The organism is Dictyobacter alpinus (assembly GCF_003967575.1).
In the GTDB taxonomy this organism is placed as follows: Bacteria; Chloroflexota; Ktedonobacteria; order Ktedonobacterales; family Ktedonobacteraceae; genus Dictyobacter; species Dictyobacter alpinus.
The window spans coordinates 1,424,469-1,446,377 of sequence record NZ_BIFT01000002.1 but is presented as its reverse complement, the minus strand read 5'-3'; the positions used below and the strand labels follow the sequence as shown (position 1 = coordinate 1,446,377).

The window sequence follows — 21,909 nt, the reverse complement described above, 5'->3', positions numbered from 1 at the left end:
TCTGCTCATATTATTATACGTATGCCTGTGGTTATTTTTCCAGGGGAAAGCGAAAGGATTTACCGGATATTTATCGAGCATGGACGTTGATAGCGTGCATAGTTGTTTAATTAACCGCTAATATTCTATGATAGAAGGTAGTCGGTTGAGTATGTGCATTGAGAGTTGGAAGAGAGAATTTTCATGACAACAGTAGCTCAAGATACAACAGACAACATCACACCATCACTTCCTCCAGGACCCCGTCCATGGCCTGTGATTGGGAACATGTTGTCTTTTCGGCAGGACCCGCTCGGTTATCTGCAGCACCTTCAGCGTACATATGGAGATATGGCTACCGTTTATCTGGGACGTGTGCCGCTGGTCTTCCTTTTTAAACCTGAGTATGTGCGTTATGTGCTGGTTGAGCACCCACGCAATTTTACCTCACGTGAAATTTCCCAACCGGATGAAACCACGGCCAGCGAGGGCTTGCTGACAATCGATGGGGAGAAACATCGCCAGCAGCGCCGTGCGGTACAGCCTGCCTTCCATAAGAAACAGGTTGAGGGTTATGCTTCCGCAATCATGCAATATACGCAAGAGGCAATATCCTCCTGGCATATCGGGGATAGCGTGGACCTGACACAAAGTATGCAGGAGTTGACGTTACGTATTATTGGTAAATGTTTGTTTGGGGTAGACTTTGCCTCCCAATTGGAGGCCCTGGGCAAAACGTTTGATGATATGATTGGAAGCCAGGCTGGTATTCTGGATACCGTGTTTAATCTACGCATTGATAATCCTGTGACCGCTTATGGTAAGCGCCTGTCTGCTATGCGCAAGTTGAATATGTCCATTTATACATTGATTGCCGAGCGGCGGAGCGATCCTACTGAGCGCAATGATGTGCTTTCACTCCTGTTGAAGACTGAAGATGGAGTTGTTCCCGGTCAATTGCTTTCTGATAAGCAGATCCATGATCACATATTGACTTTTATTGCCGCTGGCCATGAGACGACGGCGATTTCGTTAGCCTGGACTTTTTATTTGCTTTCCGAGCATCCTCATATACGGGCGAAATTACAGGAAGAGTTGCGTACCGTGTTAGGAGATCGTCCTCCCACTCTGGAAGATATACCAAAGTTGACCTATACCGATTGGGTCTTGAGCGAATCAATGCGCCTCTATCCACCTGCCTGGATTCAGGGCCGCTTTGCCGTTGATGAATTTGAACTGGATGGTGTGCGTTTTCCGGCCGGTACGCGTGTCATGATGAGTCAATGGATCATGCATCGTCTGCCAGAGATCTGGAAAGATCCATTGGTCTTTCGACCGGAACGCTGGGATCCTGAACATGGACAGCAGGTTCCTCCAGGTGCCTACTTTCCTTTTGGCGGTGGTCCGCGTACCTGTATTGGGATGCCGCTCGCCCAACTGGAAGGACGGCTGATTCTGGCGATGGTTATGCAGCGTTTTCAGCCAGAGATGCCTGCGGGATTTCAACCCGGCTTTAATCCTGTAATTACTTTACGCCCAAAGCACAATCTCAAAGCTCGCTTAATGCCAGTACCGACCCGAGACGAGGCTAGTGCTGCCGAGCGCCGTGTTCTTGTTTCATCGATGCACGATTTGAGTGATCGTAAAGGGTGCCGTACGGCTTTATTCGATTGGCTGAGCTTCTTTCGGCTATAAAAAAAAGATTGGCCCATGGGCATATCCCGCTAGAATATGCCCATGGGTTTGTGCGTATCAGTGCTTGGTTTTGCCTTCCAGCGAGGTTCCAATTGAAGCGGTAATGATCAATAGAATGGCCATGATCTCACGGAACGTAATCACTTCATGCAGTACCAGAAAGCCTATGATGGTCGCTATACCTGGCTCAACACTCATAAAGATACCAAAGACGCGTGATGGTAAGCGTCGGAGCGCCTCAAGTTCCAAGGTAAAAGGAATCATGGTGGAGAGGACAGAGACTCCCAGGCCGCTTAATAAGTTCTGAGGCGCGAAAACTGCTGCTCCTCCACTGATAATGCCAATTGGAGTACTAAGCAAGGCTGCCACAACCATCGATAGTGCCAATCCTTGTCCACCCGCGAACGCGCGACCGATCTGCACATTAAAGATAATATACAACCCCCAGAAGATACCTGCGATCAATGCGCATGCAACTCCAATTAGATCTATCTCCATCTTTGATCCCAGTGGTGCCAGTAGGAGAATGCCAGCCGCAGCCAGCACAACCCAGAGTACATCTTTTAACCGTCTGGACTGAATGATTGCAACGCCTAATGGACCCACGAACTCAAGTGTCACCGCGATTCCCAGTGGGATCCGATCAATGGCGATGTAAAAGGCACTATTCATACAAGCGATAGCGATACCAAAGGAAACCACTAAAAAGACATTCTTACGTGTTAATTGGCGAATATTGGGTCGCCACAGCAGCATGAAGAAGATGGCTGCGAAGCCAAGGCGTAAAAATGTTGTGCCCAATGGTCCGATAACCTGAAATAGACTTTTTCCAACCGAGGCTCCCATCTGGACCGAGACCATTGCCAGCAACGCAAAGATTTGTGGTGGAATATTATTGACTATTTTTGTTGATAGATGTTTATTTTTCGCTACAGATGACGTTTCAGACAATGATGATGAATTTTCTTGCATGGTTTCCTCTTATATAGACTCTATAAACGCTATCCCTATTATCACACATCATTGGAACTCTTCCTTATAGATTTTTCTTACCGGATGATAGTGAAATTTTCGTATGGCATAATCATTTCCGCCTGACCGCGGGAGGCAATGGAGAGAGAAGTGGAGTGCCATCATAGATGAAGTACTTTTGTGGATGAGCTCTATTTTGAATTGACACAGGGCTTTTTCCATTTTATGATGAATGAAATTACAACATGTCACCTGAACTGAGTATATGGCAAAATAATCTATTGGGAGAGAACTCTATGTTTGGACCACTACGTTTTAATAAGCTTCTCAAAGCTATACCAGGACTTGATCATCTGAGTTTGACGCCTCAGGCTGCCCACCATGCGAAGTCACATATCTATGAGCATGTCAAAGAAGAGATTAAGGTAGATAAGGTTCAGCATTCGAGCAAAGGGAATAAAGCGACCCATATCCACGAGGATATTGTGAAGGATGTAAAAGTGGATACGCAGCGAGGTGCTCATACTGCTAGCCGTCAGAAGAAGGTGACGGAAGACATCAAGGTTACCAAAATTGAGCAAGTTGGTGATGAGGTGGTCGAAACCCTGACCCATGTCCATGCCACTTCTTTTGATGTGGCCGAGATTGAAATGACCCCACCTCATCCCCCTCGCGAGTCCACTCCTATTTATATTCGTACCCATAATCGTCTTGTCAATAAATTGGATACTCCCTGTGCGATTTGTGGCGTGCGTAAATCAACGCTAAAAGATCCAGGAGAGAATCCTTTTCACGCCAAAGATATTGAGACGCATCATTATCCGATTGAGCGTAGTCTGCTGAATGCGTGCGATCCCAAAAAGCTACGGGTTACCTTCCCACAGATTAAAGATCATCAGACCCTCGAAGAGTTTATCGATTCAGAGGATAATATTATGGTCCTTTGCGATATCCATCATCGCCACCCGCATTATGGCATCCATCATTTGCTGGCACAGGATTTTTTTATTCAGCCCTATCTCTATAGTGGCTATCAGGTTGTGGCAGAAGTTGAAGAGCAAGCAAAGATTATGGCCGCGAATGAACGCGTCATCAAAAGGCATGGCGCAAAAAATTAGCTAACGGCATGTGCAAATTTTATCCCTCACACCTCGCGCTTACAGCGCTCGCTTCTTGTTGAGGAGGAACATGGTGAGGCGTCCGCGGACGCCTCACCATGTTCCTCCTCAACAAGAGTGAATATGTGGAAACTGGCACATGGCGTTAGCTAGCATCACCCTCAAGTAACCAGGTTTGTCGTGTGATAGGGCTGAAAATTGTCGGGCTGCAGCCCGACAATTTTCAGCCCTATCACACGACAATTTTATGCCCTGCGAAGCAGGGAAAGCAGATAGCAAAATTTGCAGATGATGCTAAACATATACCCATGTATTGCTTTTTATCTGTCCAATATTTATGGTATGGATCGTCTTGTGATTAGTAGAGTAACAAAAGTAATTTGAGACCTGTTCTAGTTATAGATCGTGATATACCATATTCATGTCTTTCATTGGAGTGAAGTGCGTGGCAGGATCGTGGATATGGGCGGTTCGTTGTTCTGAAGGGCATTGTTTTAGGGCTGATTCGATAGGACAACCGTACAAATTATGTCATTTGCATCTATAACAAGGAGAAGCTCGTTTATATGTTTTCATATAATAATCAGATCGTCTCATGGATGTACTTGCGTGCGCTTATGAAAGAAGCAAGTGAAAGGCGAACACTGGCTGCCTCCTCCAGACGATTTTCGTGGAAGCGAGGTCCCAGATTAATGCTGAGAAAAACTGGCATTCTACTGATGCGTATTGGTGGCAAACTGGTTTATTGGGGAACACCCCAATACTCAGATCCTGTGGCTGAAGGATTTTAGGCGCTGTGTGCAGTTCCTTTTTTACGTCTGATCTTAGGCTAAATTTGAGCAAGTGGGGTCGATGAAATCGTCTTCTGTAGAATGGCTGCGAGCATTTCCATTATTGCTGTGATTTTAAGTTTTCTCACTAGATACGGGCTGGCTCGCAGCCACTTTTTATTGATTTCTCTTTTTTCTGTTTTGCACATATCCTTCATTACGCCACAAAGCATATACGGATCGTGATTTGCCATGGCATTTCCCTGCCTGAGGCTCAATGCTGGTGCAGTTTAACCTGTTACCGTTTGTAGCTTTTTCATCTTGACGCTTCGTATTAGTAGTAGGCTCTACCGTTTCTGTGGGAGGGATTTTTATCTTTATTGCATTCAGATCTCCCTTTTTGAAGCGGATAGTGTAACCAGAAAGTATAGTATTGTGTTTTCTCCTATAGAAAGAACACGCTGGAGTGTTATGGATGTGAGTGCTGAAAAGAGCCTGGCTCAGTTTGCTGATGACGTGGATGCTTATTATGAAAAGCTGGTTGCACTCTATTGGCAGCAATTAAAGGTGTTTGCAGCATCACGTATCGGTAATCCACTGGATGCAGAAGATTTGGTGCAGGAAGTATTTATTCGAGCGTATGTAGCACTTGAGCGTTACTCGATTCGACAACGCCAGGACTTAAAAGCACGTGCATGGCTCTATAAGATTACCTGGAATCTCTATTATAATTTTATTAGTCGTTCGCCAGAGCAGCAAGGTTTATCTATAGCTTTAGGTGAGAAGCTTGAGCATGAGGGGCTGGAAATCGATGATGAGAACGGCGTTAATCCTGAAGAGATCTTTGAGCAGGCAGAGCGCCGACAGGAGCTAGAGGCTCTGGTGGCTGGTCTGCCACGCCAGTATCAGGCGGTTGTAAGTCTCTATTATTTTGAAGAGTTAAGCTTGCAAGAAGTGGCTGATGTACTTAATCAGCCACTTGGTACAGTAAAAGTATATGTACGCCGCGGTATTCAGCAGTTAAGAAAGACATTGCAAATGCGGGTGAACATGGTAGGGTAAGTAGATGGAAAAAAATGATAGTGATTACCAGGAGCCACCTGATGCATTGTCGTTGCGCAGGAGTATAAGGAGTGGAGAAAAAAGACAGGACGCTGACTCACCCTTGCCACCATTAACCTACCTGGGCCTTGGATCACCACTGGTATGCACTTTATCCACCGAGCAACTTGTCGCGAATTTGCGGCATAGCGATTGGACTATTCGTGTCGAGACATTGAAGTCTCTTGAACGTGGTCAGCGGCAAATTCCCCTGGCTGATATTTTAAGTTCTTTGCAGGATGAGCATAAGGCTGTGCGGGCAGCGGCAGTACGGGTACTTGGTAAATCTAATGATGACCTCTCGCTTGATCCATTGTTGGCTGCTTTGTATGATCCTGATTGGCATGTTCGTTCCTGTGCGCTTATGGCTCTGGGCAAGCATGTGCAACGCGTCCCTCTTGATCAGTTACTCTATGCGTTAGGTGATCAAGACGAATCGGTGCGGGCAGCGGCTGTAACCACCCTTGGCAAATTAGGTATCCAGGCGCCATTGGAGCCTCTGATCTCTGCGTTACAGGATCATTCATGGATCGTGCGCGAGGCTGCTGTAATGGCTTTGGGTGCACTAGGGGATCGTACCCCTATGGATATTTTGCAGCAGGCAATGGCTGATAAAGACAGTCATGTCCACCAGGCGGCGGAAGCTCTTCTGCAGCAACCAGCTACTGAAGTTTTTGGACGGCCGCAAGAACTGGTGATTGAGCCTCCTGTGTCCTCATGTGAGCCACCACCCTCCACTGATACCTTTGCCACTTCCTATTTGTCGGATCATCACCAACGGCTGAATTTTCCTATAGTGATAAGTCATATCCGCCGTGCCTCTCACGGTATTATTTCTATCATGATTTCTCTGGCATGTATCGTCGCTCTACTACTCGCTTTGAAAGTACCGCTTACCGCGCCCACCACTATCAATCCAATCATTGATCAGATGCATTATCATGCTGTGACTGGTGGCAGCGCTCGTATTAAGTGGTTAGGAAAAACGCAATTTGCTTGGTCTGATGAACAGGGCTCTGTTGGTATTGCTGATACTTTATTCAGGCAGGTTGTTACGCTATATCATACACCAGCCCGTATTCTGGATCTGGCGCGCGTAGATAATGCTTTTTATACAGTAGAATTCCAGGATAGTACTATTTTTGTACGCAAGGATAATCAGAAAGTAATCTTTTCACTTCCAACTACCTCACAAATTCCGCGTGCCTTCTTTTCTCCTGACGGTAAATATGTTGCACTGGCCTTAAATGAACCGGGGGCTATTACTACCATTTCTGTCTGGAATACTACTACGGGACGACATGTCAGTAGTTATACAGCCCAGCAAGGGACGATTACCAATATTTCCTGGCCGGATACAGGGAGCATTCTGGCCTCAGTCAATACTGCCATAGATCGTGATGGGCAGAGCAGCTGGAAAATTGAGCTATGGGATATGCATACAGGTCAATCTGTGCTCACTCAAACCTCCATCCCTTACATAAATCTCTCTCAACGTGTGATCGCCCTCTCCTGGTCACCTGATGGGACGCGACTGGCTTACACTCTGGCCGATGGCGTTGTACATATTCATGATCATATTACGTTAATTGATGGTACTTATAATACCAGGAGTTTGCTTAATAACGACTGGGATGGCGCGATCTCCTGGTCGCCGGATGGCAGGTATCTGGCGGCGACGAATGTTAATGGTCATGTTGAGATCTGGAACGTTTCTGGTGATACGAACGATGGTCATCTCGTCTGTACCTATCTACGTCACAAAACCCCCGTCCAATCTGTTGTCTGGGTCCCCAACTCCACCATTGATCGTCTCGCATCTATCGACACCAGTGGGAATCTGTTCATCTGGGATATAAAGGCTAACTGAGTTTACTGATATTCCGACCTCCTCCCTGGACTACCGGTTCCTTTATATGTTATTGTATAGACAGACCTGTCTGTCTAGTGGTATTTTCTTTGTCTGGAGGTAGTGATGGCTCGTGAGAATATAAAAGAGCATGTGCATGAGGATATATCTGTGGCATCGGCTCGCCTGCGTATTTTGCATGTTGCATCAGAGCTTTTTTATCATGAAGGTATTCGTTCGGTTGGGATTGATACATTAATAGAGCGCTCGCATGTAGCCAAGGCTACATTCTATCATCATTTTCGTTCTAAGGATGCATTGATAGCAGCCTATTTAGAGGCACGTAAAGAGGTTTTTCTCGCCTGGTTTGATGCTGCCGTTCAGCCGTTTGCAGGCTCCCCACAAGAACAACTGATGGCTCTTTTTGAGGCCTTACGCCAGAAAGTCTCTGTCCCTGCTTATCGGGGTTGCGCTTTTATCAACGCCTCAACCGAATTTCCAGATATTGCTCATCCGGGACATGTTTTACCACAATCGACCAAGCATGAAGTACTGCAACGCTTGCGGACCATTTGCCGCCAGACGAATGCTGCTCGACCAGATATGCTCGCTGATCAATTGATGTTGTTGATGGAAGGGGTCTTTGTAACCACTCCCATTTTTGGGGTTGAAGGACCTGCGAGTGGAGTTGAGGAGGCTGCCAGTTTGTTGATAGCAGCCCATTGTTCTGCTAAACCTGTGCTTTAAATTGATTGTATATACATTATGTGATGATGGCCCTTTAGAAAAAAATTACCATAGAAGGAAAAAGCATGCAGTTCTTCTCTCGTGCCCGTTTTCATTATAGTTGGATTATCGCCGGCGTGGTTTTCCTGGCGTTGCTGGCGGCGGCTGGTATGCGTTCAACTCCCAGTGTATTACTGGTCCCTTTAGAACATGAGTTTAGCTGGAGTCCTGCTACAGTATCGCTCGCGGTCTCGATAAATCTCTGTTTTTATGGTTTAAGTGGTCCTTTTGTGGCAGCTATTATGGAGCGCTTTGGCATCCGGCGTGTGATGGTTATTGCCCTGCTACTGATTGCTCTGGCCGCAGGTGCCACTGTCTTTATGCGTGAGCCATGGCAATTAGATCTCTTGTGGGGGTTATTGGTTGGACTGGCAACTGGTGCGATTGCCTCTGTCCTGGGCACGATTATTGCCAATCGCTGGTTTGTGAAACGCCGTGGTCTGGTACTGGGGTTATTTTCCGCCAGTAATGCTACCGGACAACTGGTGTTCCTGCCTGTACTGGCTTCGCTGGCCGTTACCTTTGGCTGGCGTTCTGCCGCGCTGACCACCGCGGCCGCCGCTCTGGTTGTTGTTCCTCTTGTAGCCATCTTTATGCGTGAACGACCACAGGATATGGGTCTACCACCGTATGGATCGGATGTGGTGGAAGCTACTGATCCAGCGTCAACACAAGCACAGAATCCCTTCCGGACAGCCATTCAAGGTCTGATCCTCGGTTTACGTTCTCCTGATTTCTGGTTGCTGGCTGGAAGCTTCTTTATCTGTGGAGCTACCACGAATGGCTTGATTGGTACCCATCTGATCCCCGCTTCGATGGACCATGGCATTACGGAAGTGACCGCAGCCAGCCTGCTGGCATTGATTGGTATCTTTGATCTGATTGGTACCACAGTATCTGGCTGGCTCTCGGATCGTGTCGATAATCGCTGGCTCTTGTGCTGGTATTATGGATTACGTGGTTGCGCACTCCTACTCTTACCTTATGCTCTGGGTTCATCCTTTCTTTACCTGGCTGTATTCATCGTGTTCTATGGTCTGGATTGGGTGGCGACCGTCCCACCAACTGCTCGTCTGGCAACTGAAATATTTGGCATACGGAATGCTGGTGTCGTGTATGGCTGGATCTTTGCCTCCCATCAGCTCGGTGCGGCTACCGCTGCTTTCTCCGCAGGACTCTTGCGTACCTGGCTTGGCTCCTATCAGGTTAGCTTTATCTCTGCAGGACTTTTATGCCTCTGTGCCTCGGGGATGGTTATCCGTATTGGTCGGCGTCCGCGTGTACGTAAACAGGTTGTATCCGATACTCTCGTGCGGGCCGATGCACCTGTGGTAGATGGTATCTCTTAACGTAAGCGTTGTTGTGCGATTGAAATGGATGAGAGTGTGTATGCGCGTCCCGCTTGTTAGTAGAACTGGCCTCCTGTGGCGGCGATTTTTGTGGCTATGCTCTGTGTTGGCTGTTATCTGGATGTTGCAGCCAGCATCGGTGCTGGCTGCAGCTTTGCATGCGACTCTCATACGCGCGGATCCTGCAGAAGGGAGTCTGTCGAAGACTTCTGTTACTACTGTGCGCCTGCTTTTTTCCGAACCCGTGCAACCACTTGGTCAGACTATTACTCTTCTATCTCCTACCGGCCAGCAAAGCGCGCATGGTGCAGTGAAGATTACAGGTAATCAGGTTGAGATGTCTATTGATGTGCATCAGCCAGGAAGTTATCTGGTGAACTGGCAGGTGCTCTCACAGGACTCCCAGCCTGTGAATGGTAGCTATATTTTTAGCCTGCAGCGTGTGGCTGGTCCATGGGCCAATACGACGGCACAGGATCAGCCTGGCGGCTTGTCTGCGGTTTTACAGACGCTTGCTCATGTGATCCATTTTGTTGGCTATGCGCTTGCCTTTGGAGTGCTGGCTTTCCTCTGGCTGGTAGTCGGCTCACTTGATACTCCTGATGACGATATAATCGAACAACGCTTGTTTAGACTGGTACATATAGGCATTCTCGCCTTGCTTTTAGCTGAACCATTGAACTTGTTAGCCCAGGCGCTTGCATTAACTAATGGCCAGGGTTTAAATCTGGATAGTATTGGTGGATTACTGGCGACCAGTTTTGGTTGGCTATTCTCTTTGCGTCTGGGGGCGGCGCTCTTGCTATGGAGCGTCGTTGGTGCTATTCAGCAAGGTGCAAAGCGCGGCATCCAATTTGCCTGTGGCTTAGGTATTGTGCTGGCCTTGATTGATAGTATTGGTAGCCATGCGCTTGGTTCTAGCTCACTCTGGCTGAGTTTGCTGGCCCATATCGGCCATCTTGTGGGCATGGGACTCTGGTTGGGAGGACTGAGTGGCCTGATCGTGTTGTGGAATGTGCAAGCTTTGTCTTCCCAGCGTACTGCACTCTTACTGCGCTTTGGACATTTAAGTGCTACCGCTGTCGCTGAACTTTTTATTTCAGGCATCTTATTATCCTGGCTTCACGTTGCTCGTCTCGCTAATCTTTTTACAACCTTTTATGGAAGGATTGTCCTCACAAAAATCTGCCTTTTCTTACTTATTCTGTCAACTATAGTTGTACTTATGCGTGCAAAAAAATATAGTAGCAGAGATTGGTGGATCATCGAGGCAATTGCTTTAACAGGAGTTTTAATTCTGGCTGGGCTTTTGATTTCACTATCTCCCCCTCTTCCACAGAACTAATTGACCTCGATCCTCTCCTCCAACGGTTCTTTTTGCCGATCATCTACACTATAAAAGTCTTTCTTGTGATGGTGGTGAAATTATAAATATATTCATTACATGTTTTAGATTAAATTATGATTAAAGCATAGGATTTCGTCGATTATAATAGTCTTGACATACAAATCATTTTAAGGTACATATGAAGTGGCACATAGCCACCTGGAGTTTTCCAGTGAGACTTCTTGATACTATAATGAAAGGACTAAAGTAATGTTTAACAGCAAAAATGACCAGGCCTGTTGTCGATCCTATCCAGAATTTTTGGAAAATGTTGATGTAGAGGAACTATCTGACTTACAGCTACAGTCAGTCTGTGGCGGTCATGGTAGTTGCGGCAGCTGTAGCGACTGGGGTGGAAGTTGTGGTGGTGTCTTCATCAGCTTTGGTGGCAGTTGCGGCAGCTGTGGAGACTGGGGTGGAAGTTGCGATGACTGGGGTGGAAGTTGTGGCGGAAGTTGTGGCGGCAGCTGCGGTGGACACCACCACCACCATCATCATCACCACCACAACAACTAAAAGTTTAGAGGATATCATGTAGATATATTATGTACATGGCATCTCTATATGCCCCGACACTGATCAACTCCTGAAATGTTGCTTCAGTGTCGGGGCGGTCCAATAGAACATTGGCTAATTTGGAAAAATCTTTTCCTTATCTCTCTCCATCTTTTTTCCTTCATTTAATTGGGCTGCTGCAACCGCTAACTGTCCCAAACTGATCCCTCCATCATTTGTAGGTACCTTGTGATTGAGGTAGACTATAAAATTCTGGCTTGCTAAGCTCTGTACGAGTTCCTCTAGTATCAGCCGATTTTGAAAAATACCGCCACTCAAGGCTACTTTCTGGACACCACTCCGCTTACTTACTTCAACGCAAGTGCTGGTCAGCAAGTGCGCAACCGTAAAATGAAAGCGTCGCGCAATCTGGGCTGGTGGCACATGTTTGAGAAGATCGTCGACAATAGTGCGGATCATTGGTAGAACATCTATCTGTCCGGTCTGGGCTAAGAGATCGAATGCATAAGGATGGGATGACGCTGGACATGTTGTGGCAAGCTGTTCCAGTTCAATGGCCGCCTGCCCCTCATATTGCACGTGTGAGCGTAGACCAATTAAGGCGGCAACGGCATCGCAGAGTCGTCCCAGGCTAGAGGTCGCTGGACAATGTAATTTCCGTTCAATCATCTGTGCCAGCGTTTTCCAGGTGCTATGATCCAGCTGTTGGATAAATGGCAGTGGTATGTGCTCAAAGTCGGATCCATAGGCTGCACAGAGATAAGCTGCAGCCATACGCCACGGCTGCTTGATTGCTTGCTCGCCACCTGGTAGCGGCATATATGCCAGATGGAAGCAGCGCTGAAAATGACACAGATCGGCCATCAGGATCTCACCGCCCCAGATTGCTCCATCAGGACCATAGCCTGAACCATCGGCCGCGATGCCGATGACCGGTTCGGTCAAGCCATGCTCAATAATGACACTGGCAATATGCGCGTGATGATGTTGCACACCGATCGCAGGCAGGTTTAGTTCAGTGGCATAGCGCGTTGAGAGGTAATCTGGATGGAGATCATGGACAACTACCTGTGGTGTAATGTCAAAGAGGCGTTGGAAGTGGGCAATTCCTTCTTTGAAGGAACGTAACGTTTCAAGATTCTCCAGATCACCAATATGGTGACTAACAAAAGCTTGTTGGTCTTTAGCCATACAGAAGGTATTTTTCAGTTGTGCGCCACAGGCCAGGATTGGTGTAGGGACTGGCCAGGGGAGTGTTAGGGGTTCTGGCACATAACCACGCGCGCGGCGCAAAATTTGTGGTCCTGCTGTTGTATGCCGCACAATAGAATCATCACAGCGTATAAAAATCTCCCGATTATGATATAAAATGCCATCACTGATTGGTCCCAGGCGTTCCCGCGCATCCTCATCTCGATAAGCGATGGGTTCGTCGCTGAGATTACCGCTGGTCATCACCAATATTACCGGCTGGCTCGTAGAGAATATGCGGCGGCACTGCTCAAACAGTACATAGTGCAGGGGGGTATAGGGAAGCATGAGCGCCAGTGTATTATGGCCGGGAGCGACATCGGATGCTACCTGCAGGCCTGAATGCTGCTGTAAGAGCACGATAGGCCGACGATATGATTGTAGTAATATCGCTTCATCATCTGAAATAGAACAAAATTGCCGGGCCACCTCCAATGTCTCGACCATCAGCGCAAATGGTTTGGCCTCCCGCCGTTTCCGCTGGCGTAGCCGCTGGACAGCCCTCTCATCCAGAGCATTGCAGGCTAGATGATATCCTCCTAACCCCTTGAGTGCCAGGACCGCTCCCCGGGCTAGCTGAGCCGCCGCCTGCTCAATACTATCCTGACTGTCAGCTGCTGTGGCTGTGCTAAAACGTATCTGTGGACCACACAGAGCACAGGCATCAGGTTGTGCATGGAAGCGTCGGTCGAGTGGATCCCTATATTCTTGCTGACAGTCAGGACACATCTGGAAATGGGCCATGGTAGTATTGGCCCGATCATAGGGGATATCTTGAATAATCGTAAAGCGTGGACCACAATTGGTGCAATTGATAAAAGGATAGTGAAAGCGTCGATCCTGTGGATCAAAAAGTTCTTGCAAGCAATCCTGGCAAATAGCGCTGTCAGGAGAAATCAGCGTATTTCGTTCTGCCTGACGCTCGCTCTCAACAATCACAAAGGACGACTCTTGTTTGTTGGCGATGTGGCTGATCTGCAGTGTATCAATATGCGCAAGAGGAGGTAAATCTGCCTGTAGGGCATGCTGGAAATCTTGCAACACCTCCGTAGATCCTTCAACTTCAATCACCACACCCTGGCTATTATTAAGCACAAAACCACTGAGCCGTCGCCGTAATGCCAGGGCATACACAAAAGGTCGGAAGCCTACTCCCTGCACAATACCCTGAACATGTATACACCATCGTTCTCTCTCCATGAGTCCATCCTCACAAGCGCGCAGCACGTGTTTTGAAGCATATGCTAGAATTTATTATACAGATATACCGTCAGGTGCTTTTTTCACGCTGGCATATGGGATTTAGTAACAGGCGGCCAGGCAGCAAACTCATATGAGAGACATAAAAAAGCACCGCTTATCTATTCCTATAAGCGGTGCTTTCATTTTTCGCAGTGACTATCATGAATGGACATATGCTCTGCATAACCGCAGAGAAAATTGCCGTTGCAGAACTTAGTCCAGATAGTCCTGCAGATGGTGCATGGTGCTGAGCTGGCGTAGTTTGCGCAACGCTTTCGCCTCAATCTGGCGGATACGCTCACGGGTAACATTAAACGTTTTGCCAACTTCTTCCAATGAATGGCTCTGACCATCTACAAAGCCAAAACGGATCTGGATGATCTTGCGCTCACGCTCGGACAAATTAGACAGGACTTTATTGATCTGCTCTTTCAGCAGCTGACGATCCGCACCTTCTGTTGGTGTCGCTGTCGTCTCGTCCTCAACATAATCACCAAGGCTGCGATCGCTATCCTCACCAATTGGTGTTTCCAGGCTGACCGGCTTCTGATTAACATGGATAATCTCAAGTACCTTCTCAGTAGAGATCCCCATCTTATCCGCAATCTCCTGTGGTGATGGCTCGCGACCCAGTTCTTGTACCAGGGAGCGGCTAACACGGCCCATGCGATTGATGGTCTCAGCCAGGTGTACTGGCAGGCGAATCGTGCGCGCCTGATTGGCGATTGAACGGCTAACCGCCTGACGAATCCACCAGGTAGCATAGGTACTAAACTTATAGCCCTTCGTATAGTCGAACTTATCGACAGCACCAATCAAGCCAGTGTTGCCTTCCTGAATCAGGTCTTGTAAAGACATGCCACGGCCAGTATATTTCTTAGCGACACTCACAACCAGGCGTAGATTAGCTTCAATCAAGTGCCGATGAGCCTCTTCTGCCTTTTGCATGATCATGCGATCTGGTAAAGTGTTCAGATGTTCCGCACGCATGCGCTCAATCTTGCCACGTTCAATTGCCTGAGCCAGACGTACCTCTTCCTCTGCTGTCAGCAGGGGGGCGCGGCCAATCTCACGCAGATACATAGCAACAGAATCATCGACTTCACTTGTACCTGGCATCAGCAGACTGTGGCTTTTCAGGTGAGCCTGGACCTCCCGGTCACTTTCTAGCTCATCCTCATCCTCGTCCTCTTCTTCCAGGAAAACTTCTCTATCTATATCATGATCATGAATATCACCGATAGTATCGTAATCGGGGGATATCTGCATATCATCCACCTCAAATGGAAGCGCTGCATGATTCCCCTCTTTATGTTGTTCTTTAAGCATAGTCGCCATAGGTATCTCCATTATATAGAATAATTACTGCGATAAATACATGTAGATGTGATATTCAAGCCAGATGGACTGTCTCAGCACTCTCTACCCACGTTAATAATGATAGACGACCGACATTGAAAAAAACTGAAAGCCATGAGCACATGACTTCAACGGTGATCGTATAAGTGAACGAGCGTAGTTGGAGAAATCTAGGAGTGCGTTTTCAACATCGTGCCTTTTTCATGCACATACAGTGGTGTGTATCATGGTATCTCATATATGATAACACATTTTTGTGCATTAATCTTCCCATTCCATACCTCTATTTGAAAACTACAAACCAGCATGCTCGCGTACCCAACTCAGCCCGTAAGGGAGCTGGCCGTGGTCGCGGCACTGTTAATACTTTTATGGCACCGTGTTGAATCTGGCAAGGATACTCGACAACTACGAGGAATTGCGGCTACATCGTCACAAATTTTCTCTGTTCATTTGACATTACTACGTATTACAGGTGACTTTCGTGACACTGCATGGCACTCTAGAGCTACACTACCGTATATATCTATCTGGTAGTATCCGCTTGCTCTATACGCAAACGCATCCCGTTACTTACAATCCATGCGGAATGAAGCATATGTTTCTGGCAATACGGAGCTGGCGGGTGCCATTATGCCTTTTTCATTGCGCTTTCTTCATTCCTTTCCCGTAGCGTTGGTTCGGATATGCATGAAGTACCATCACAATGAAAGCGTGAAAGGTTCGTAGTAAGTGTCACCTCTGTCTGCGTGTTTGTAATGCATCACAGACAGGGTCATGTGTATATGTGACAAATTCTCTTGCGATTATACCATAAAAGCCACATAAATGCAGGATATTTGGATGATAGCTATGACTTCTGGGCTATATGTGTCAGATTTTCAGGTTGTACTGAACCATTATCTCATGACGTATAGATGTCAAAATTGTTGTTGTCCGGTATGAATATCTATTTCATTGAATATTTTGTTTGAAATGTTGATTTTTACAATAAGTAATCTTATACTTATCATGACTGTAAAAATTTATTGTGATTCATGGTGATTCATGAAAGGCAAAGTAACCAATGAATAGTACTGATGCCAATAACCCGGATAACCGGCGTTTTGGCGCTGATGCGCCCAATCCTCACGGCACACAAATCAATCTCAGTCATCGTTCATTTTCCACGCAGCCTTTTCGTCCCTTGCCGCCGCCAACTGGCAAAGCCCCTTATCATGTCGCCTTAGAAGATATTCTGCCAGCGGAACGGATGCAAGCTATTATCGCTGGCCAAAAGATGGTCTTTCATACCATTGGTGATACTGGTGGTGTCAAACGGCCTGAGGATCAGCAACTGGTAGTCTCACATATGGAGAATGACTTCCTTGCCCCCGATCCACTTGATCGACCGGCCTTTTTTTATCACCTGGGTGATGTTGTCTATTATTATGGTGAAGAGAATCAGTATTATTCTCAGTTCTATGAGCCAAACTCCCATTATTCTGCGCCGATTTTTGCGATCCCCGGTAATCATGATGGCGATCTGATCGATCAATCGGTTCCTTCATTACAAGCCTTTGTGACAAATTTCTGTGCCCGCGAAGCCCAGCTTGCTCCATCTTCAGGGGATGCGCCCCGTGATACCATGACCGAGCCCAACGTCTATTGGACCCTGAATACGCCTTTTGCAACCTTTATCGGACTCTATACAAACGTGCCTGAAGGTGGTCGTTTAGATGCTACGCAGATTGATTGGTTCCATAATGAGCTGACCCAGGCGCCTGCGGATAAGGCACTGATTGTCGCAACACACCATCCAATCTACTCGGCTGATAACCATCACTCTGGTAGCCAGTATATGGAAGGCATATTGGATACAGCAATGCAGACAACCAGCCGTATTCCAGATCTGGTTTTGACCGCCCATGTGCATAATTACCAGCGCTTCACCCGCCAATACAATGATAGGTTTATCACTTATCTGGTCGCCGGATCGGGAGGATACTGGAACCTCCACTCGATACTTAAAAGTATTAAAGAGCCTCCCACACCAATCGAATTTCCCTACCAATTGCCTGATCGGCCCGATGTAAGCATCCACACCTTTAGTGATGATCGGCATGGATACCTGAAAATGACCGCCACTCCACGTGAAATTCTGGGCGAATACTATACCGTCCCCCGTTCACAAGAATCCTGGAAAGCGCCTGCGGTATTGTTTGATCAATTCTCTATCCCCCTTCACCTCTCATAATAAGTAGATTTTAGCTTCAACACATAGTTATACTGACTCTTTCTCACATGCCTCGTGGCTGCGCCGCAGACGCGAGGCCCCGCTCCAGGCGTAAAGGCAGGGCTTGTCCCTGCGCCAGTGCAACGTATGACCAGGTACAAGCCAGAATCCGGACGCGTTTGGCTGTGCTCGCCTCATCGTGAACACGTATTTAAGGGACATTTCATGCGTGTACCAGTAGCAGGGACAAGACCTGCCTTTACTGTTTTGTACTTACCTGGCATATTTTAGCGTGTATTTGTATATAGAGTGTGCGTGCGGATTAGCTTCCATTGCTGGCGAAGTAGTCGATAATAAACTGGCGGAATTCGCGCACGGCGGTTGAGAGATAGCGCTCTTTGGACCAGGCGAGACCGATGGTGCGCTCGCAACGTGGTTCTTCAATGCGTAGGATCGAGATGGATGGATCTGGCTGTTGTAAGATTTTCTGCCAGCTGACCGCGGATGTAAAGGTGAGGGCGAGTCCAGCTCGCACCAGGCCACGAATGGCGGCAGGCTCGTCACCTTCAAAGATGATTTTTGGTACAAATCCGGCTTGCTTACAATATTGATCGGTAATATCCCTTAGCCCATAGCCTGGCTTTAGATTGACAAAGGCTTCATCGGCAACTTCACTGAGCCGCACACTGCTCTGGGATGCCAGTCTGTGTTTGTGGGGCACCACCAGGAAAATCTCTTCGGTCATTAAAGATATCCAGTTGATGCGTGGTTCCTGGATCGGAGGGGAGGCCAGGCAGAGATCGATCTCGCCATGTTCCAGTTGATCGAGCATGGTGAGATTTGGCTGCTGGTAGAGCCGGAAACTGATATCGGGATACAGGCTGCAAAAACTGGTGAGTATATCCGCCAGCAGATTGACGTTGACGGTGGCAATTGAGATCTGCCCATGCTCCAGACCTGCCATATCGTGGATCTGACGTTTTCCCTCCTCTAACTCGAAAAAAGCACGTTCAACCTTCCGTAGAAAGGTCTGCCCAAATTTATTGAGCCTGATCTGTCGCCCGTGGCGGTCAAAAAGCGGCACACCAAGTTCTTTCTCCAGATGGGCAATCATCTTGCTGAGTGACGGTTGCGCGATCGTTAATTCTTCTGCCGCCCGCGTCATATGCTCATGGCGGGCCACGGTCTGGAAATATTTTAGCTGGAGTAGATCCATGATGATGTCCTCTTGATTTGTGCCTTATAGCCAGGAACGAATGATTATATAGCAAATTATATATTGGAAATTATGAACATTCAAGGGTATGCTTAAAGTGTAATAAAAACGCAGATTTTTATACAACCTTCTTGATGTTATGTCAGGCGCATGAATTATAAAATGACAAGGACTGTCATGAGCGCATTACTACATAGCATTCTTGTTCCTTCTTGTACATCTATTTTTACCTTCTTTGCGGTTTTTTTGTTGTGTTGTAATAAATAAGTGGTGGTGTCACAGTGCGGTGCAGAGATTACAATGTGGTCAAAAGTAAAAGGATAAGCTATGTCTCAAACGCAAGTTGCCAGGTCTGCCCATCCAATTGGTCCTAATTATAAATGGATCGCGTTATCAAATACGACGCTTGGTATGTTAATGGCAACCATCAATTCCAGTATTGTTTTGATTTCCTTGCCAGCCATTTTTACGGGCGTTGGTGTGAATCCTCTCGCTCCCGGTGAAACCAATTACCTGTTATGGATGCTGATGGGTTATATGATTATTACTGCGACCCTGGTCGTGACCTTTGGTCGTATCGGTGATATTTATGGTCGCGTCAAATTATATAATCTGGGTTTTGCCATTTTTACTGTTGGAAGTATTTTATTATTCCTCACACCAGGTTCTGGTAATACTGCAATCATTTTGATGATCCTCTTCCGCCTCGTGCAAGGCGTCGGTGCAGGCTTCTTGATGGCCAACAGTACCGCTATTCTGACGGATGCATTTCCCGCCCATCAGCGTGGTATGGCTCTGGGTATCAACCAGATGGTTGCTATTCTGGGCTCGATCCTGGGCTTGATTGTGGGTGGTGTGCTCTCAGTGATTAGCTGGCGCTATGTTTTCCTGGTCAGTGTGCCTTTTGGTATCTTTGGTACCGTCTGGGCTTATCTGAAGTTACGTGAGACCTCACAGATTAGTTCACGACGGCAAGGCATTGACTGGTTAGGAAATGTCACCTTCTTCCTGGGTCTGACGATCTTGTTGATTGGTATGACCTATGGTATCGAGCCATATGGTACTTCAGCCATGGGTTGGGGGAATCCGCTGGTAATTGCTGCCCTGATTATTGGCACGGTCCTGCTGGTCGCATTTGTCTGGATCGAGATGCATGTTACTGATCCTATGTTCCAGCTTTCACTGTTCAAGATTCGTACATTTACCTATGGAAATATTAGTGGACTCCTCTCTGGCCTTGCTCGCGGTGGTCTACAGTTTATCCTGATCATCTGGTTACAAGGTATCTGGCTACCGTTGCATGGATATAATTTTGAGGATACTCCACTCTGGGCTGGCATCTATATGCTGCCCTTGATGATTGGTTTTATTATCATGGGTCCGGTAAGTGGCTGGCTCTCGGATCGCTTCGGTGCACGTATCTTCTCATCGGTTGGTATGTTCCTGCAAGCCCTTGGCTTCTTGCTGCTGACCTTCTTGCCCACCAACTTTGACTATACTGGTTTTGCGCTTATCCTGTTTATCATGGGTATTGGACAAGGTATGTTTGCCTCACCAAATACCACTGAAATCATGAATAGTGTGCCAGCTTCGCAGCGTGGTGCAGGCTCGGGTATGCGCAGTACATTCCAGAATGCCGCTACCGTCATTAGTATGGGTATGTTCTTTAGCATTGTTACTGCCGGACTGGCTGTTAACTTGCCAGCGGCCCTCTTTGGTGGCTTAACAAAGGCAGGCTTGCCCGCTAACGTGTCGACGCAGGTAGCACACCTACCACCTGTCGCGGCCCTCTTTGCAGCCTTCCTGGGCTACAATCCTATGCAGACAATGTTGCCACCGGCTGTACTGCATAACTTACCACAGGCCAGCCAGAACAATCTGTTAGGAAAGAGCTTCTTTCCAAATCTGATGTCGGCACCATTTGTGGATGGCCTGCATATCGCTTTCTATATTGCTGCCGCCATGTGTCTGGTTGCTGGTTGTGTATCATTGATTCGTGCAAAATCGGCTGTATCGGCAGCGGAGATGGAGCATATTGAAATAGTCGCACCTGAGGTTGAAGCTGTGGCTGAATTAGCTAACGATTAAGCTTCCTTTGCTGTATATTCCCCTTTGGGATATGTGGGATCACTGGATTATCTCCAGTGATCTCATTTTTTTATGGACACTTTTGCCTTGACACACGCAATTGTACTCCTTAGACTTAACAGTATTCATTCAGTTTCGAGGAGGAAATTGATTCAGAAAGAACTGTCCCCTACCAATTTTGCCAGAGTATCCTCCCCTCTGATCTGCTTGTTTTGTGGTACATAGCGATGATAGAAGGTGTAAAAATGTATTTAGATCTCTTCAAACTACAAGGACGTGTGGCATTAATAACTGGAGGCCATCGTGGCCTTGGTCTAGTGATGGCGCAGGCGCTGGCCGAGGCGGGCGCGGATGTTATTGTTACCAGTCGACAGCAGGAGCGGGCTGAGGCCAGTGCAGCCGAAATTGCTCATACCTATGGCCATCGTGCTACTGGTCTAGCGGTAGATGTAACGCGTCCGGAGCAGGTCGAACATATGGTTCAGACGATTGTAAATGACTTTGGACATATCGATATTTTGATTAATAACGCCGGCATCAATATTCGTAAGCCGCTGGAAGAGTTTGATATCGAGAGTTGGGAGCGCGTTCAGGATACCAATTTAAAGGCTCCCTTTCTGTGTGCCAGGGCGGTTGCGCCTTTTATGAAGCAGCAGCGCTCAGGCCGTATCATCAATGTGGCCTCAATGCTTGGTATGGTTGGCTTGCCCGAACGGAGTGCCTATTGCTCCAGTAAAGGTGGTGTTATCCAGTTAACCCGAGTACTGGCCCTCGAATTAGCACCATATAATATTACCGTCAACGCGCTTTGTCCTGGTCCTTTTGCCACTGAAATGAATACACCCGTCATACAAAATCCTGAGACCAATCAATATTTCCTCAACCATGTTGCCTTAAAGCGCTGGGGACGACCTGAAGAATTGGGCGGGGCCATGATTTATCTGGCATCCGAAGCTTCAAGTTTTATGACTGGCGCCACTTTGACGGTTGATGGTGGTTGGACGGCTGAGTAGCTG

Annotated in this window: 17 protein-coding genes; 12 read left to right on the top strand and 5 right to left on the bottom strand. The window is 47.4% G+C overall.

The window, feature by feature from the left end; genetic code table 11:
* Positions 1-183: 183 nt before the first annotated feature.
* The gene (locus EL633_RS28290) at positions 184-1,674 is read left to right on the top strand and encodes a cytochrome P450 (RefSeq protein ID WP_126630586.1); all 1,491 of its coding nucleotides are present in this window, start codon (positions 184-186) and stop codon (positions 1,672-1,674) included.
* 57 nt (positions 1,675-1,731) lie between these two features.
* Here EL633_RS28290 and EL633_RS28285 read toward each other — a convergent pair whose 3' ends face one another.
* A complete protein-coding gene (locus EL633_RS28285; protein ID WP_126630585.1) occupies positions 1,732-2,646 on the bottom strand; it encodes an EamA family transporter in 915 nt (304 codons plus the stop codon).
* A 245-nt stretch (positions 2,647-2,891) separates the two neighbouring features.
* On the opposite strand from EL633_RS28285, the gene EL633_RS28280 reads away from it, so the two are divergent.
* Both EL633_RS28280 and EL633_RS28275 read left to right on the top strand, forming a co-directional pair.
* Entirely contained in the window at positions 2,892-3,764 is an 873-nt protein-coding gene (locus EL633_RS28280; protein WP_126630584.1) for a hypothetical protein, read from the top strand.
* A 566-nt stretch (positions 3,765-4,330) separates the two neighbouring features.
* Positions 4,331-4,555, top strand: a complete 225-nt coding sequence (locus EL633_RS28275) for a hypothetical protein (RefSeq protein ID WP_126630583.1) — start codon at positions 4,331-4,333, stop codon at positions 4,553-4,555.
* Between the two features lie 38 nt (positions 4,556-4,593).
* Here EL633_RS28275 and EL633_RS28270 read toward each other — a convergent pair whose 3' ends face one another.
* Positions 4,594-4,788, bottom strand: a complete 195-nt coding sequence (locus EL633_RS28270) for a hypothetical protein (RefSeq protein ID WP_126630582.1) — start codon at positions 4,786-4,788, stop codon at positions 4,594-4,596.
* A gap of 223 nt (positions 4,789-5,011) precedes the next feature.
* On the opposite strand from EL633_RS28270, the gene EL633_RS28265 reads away from it, so the two are divergent.
* From EL633_RS28265 to EL633_RS28240, 6 genes are all read left to right on the top strand, one after another.
* Positions 5,012-5,596, top strand: coding sequence for an RNA polymerase sigma factor (locus EL633_RS28265; RefSeq protein ID WP_161982499.1), 585 nt, complete (start codon positions 5,012-5,014; stop codon positions 5,594-5,596).
* 4 nt (positions 5,597-5,600) lie between these two features.
* Positions 5,601-7,505: a HEAT repeat domain-containing protein gene (locus tag EL633_RS28260; protein WP_126630580.1), complete on the top strand. Its 1,905-nt coding sequence runs from the start codon at positions 5,601-5,603 to the stop codon at positions 7,503-7,505.
* A 105-nt stretch (positions 7,506-7,610) separates the two neighbouring features.
* Complete coding sequence (locus EL633_RS28255) at positions 7,611-8,231, top strand: TetR/AcrR family transcriptional regulator (protein ID WP_126630579.1); 621 nt, start codon at positions 7,611-7,613, stop codon at positions 8,229-8,231.
* Positions 8,232-8,296: 65 nt separating this feature from the next.
* On the top strand, positions 8,297-9,619 hold the full coding sequence (locus tag EL633_RS28250; RefSeq protein WP_126630578.1) for an MFS transporter: 1,323 nt from the start codon (positions 8,297-8,299) through the stop codon (positions 9,617-9,619).
* Between the two features lie 103 nt (positions 9,620-9,722).
* Positions 9,723-10,964 carry a copper resistance CopC/CopD family protein gene (locus EL633_RS28245; RefSeq protein ID WP_161982498.1) on the top strand — a complete coding sequence of 414 codons (1,242 nt, stop codon included), beginning with the start codon at positions 9,723-9,725 and terminating at the stop codon, positions 10,962-10,964.
* A 252-nt stretch (positions 10,965-11,216) separates the two neighbouring features.
* Positions 11,217-11,522, top strand: coding sequence for a hypothetical protein (locus EL633_RS28240; protein ID WP_126630576.1), 306 nt, complete (start codon positions 11,217-11,219; stop codon positions 11,520-11,522).
* 114 nt (positions 11,523-11,636) lie between these two features.
* Here EL633_RS28240 and hypF read toward each other — a convergent pair whose 3' ends face one another.
* Positions 11,637-13,973 carry a carbamoyltransferase HypF gene (gene hypF, locus EL633_RS28235; protein WP_126630575.1) on the bottom strand — a complete coding sequence of 779 codons (2,337 nt, stop codon included), beginning with the start codon at positions 13,971-13,973 and terminating at the stop codon, positions 11,637-11,639.
* A gap of 255 nt (positions 13,974-14,228) precedes the next feature.
* Entirely contained in the window at positions 14,229-15,353 is a 1,125-nt protein-coding gene (rpoD, locus tag EL633_RS28230) for an RNA polymerase sigma factor RpoD (protein WP_307720627.1), read from the bottom strand.
* 1,087 nt (positions 15,354-16,440) lie between these two features.
* Here rpoD and EL633_RS28225 point away from each other — a divergent pair.
* Positions 16,441-17,610, top strand: coding sequence for a metallophosphoesterase family protein (locus tag EL633_RS28225; RefSeq protein ID WP_126630573.1), 1,170 nt, complete (start codon positions 16,441-16,443; stop codon positions 17,608-17,610).
* Between the two features lie 301 nt (positions 17,611-17,911).
* Here the strand turns inward: EL633_RS28225 and EL633_RS28220 are convergent, their stop codons facing one another.
* Entirely contained in the window at positions 17,912-18,805 is an 894-nt protein-coding gene (locus EL633_RS28220) for a LysR family transcriptional regulator (protein WP_126630572.1), read from the bottom strand.
* A gap of 327 nt (positions 18,806-19,132) precedes the next feature.
* On the opposite strand from EL633_RS28220, the gene EL633_RS28215 reads away from it, so the two are divergent.
* Positions 19,133-20,893 (top strand): MFS transporter, encoded by a 1,761-nt coding sequence (locus tag EL633_RS28215; protein ID WP_126630571.1) that lies wholly within the window; start codon positions 19,133-19,135, stop codon positions 20,891-20,893.
* 245 nt (positions 20,894-21,138) lie between these two features.
* Positions 21,139-21,906 carry an SDR family NAD(P)-dependent oxidoreductase gene (locus EL633_RS28210; protein WP_174845183.1) on the top strand — a complete coding sequence of 256 codons (768 nt, stop codon included), beginning with the start codon at positions 21,139-21,141 and terminating at the stop codon, positions 21,904-21,906.
* Positions 21,907-21,909 lie beyond the last annotated feature (3 nt).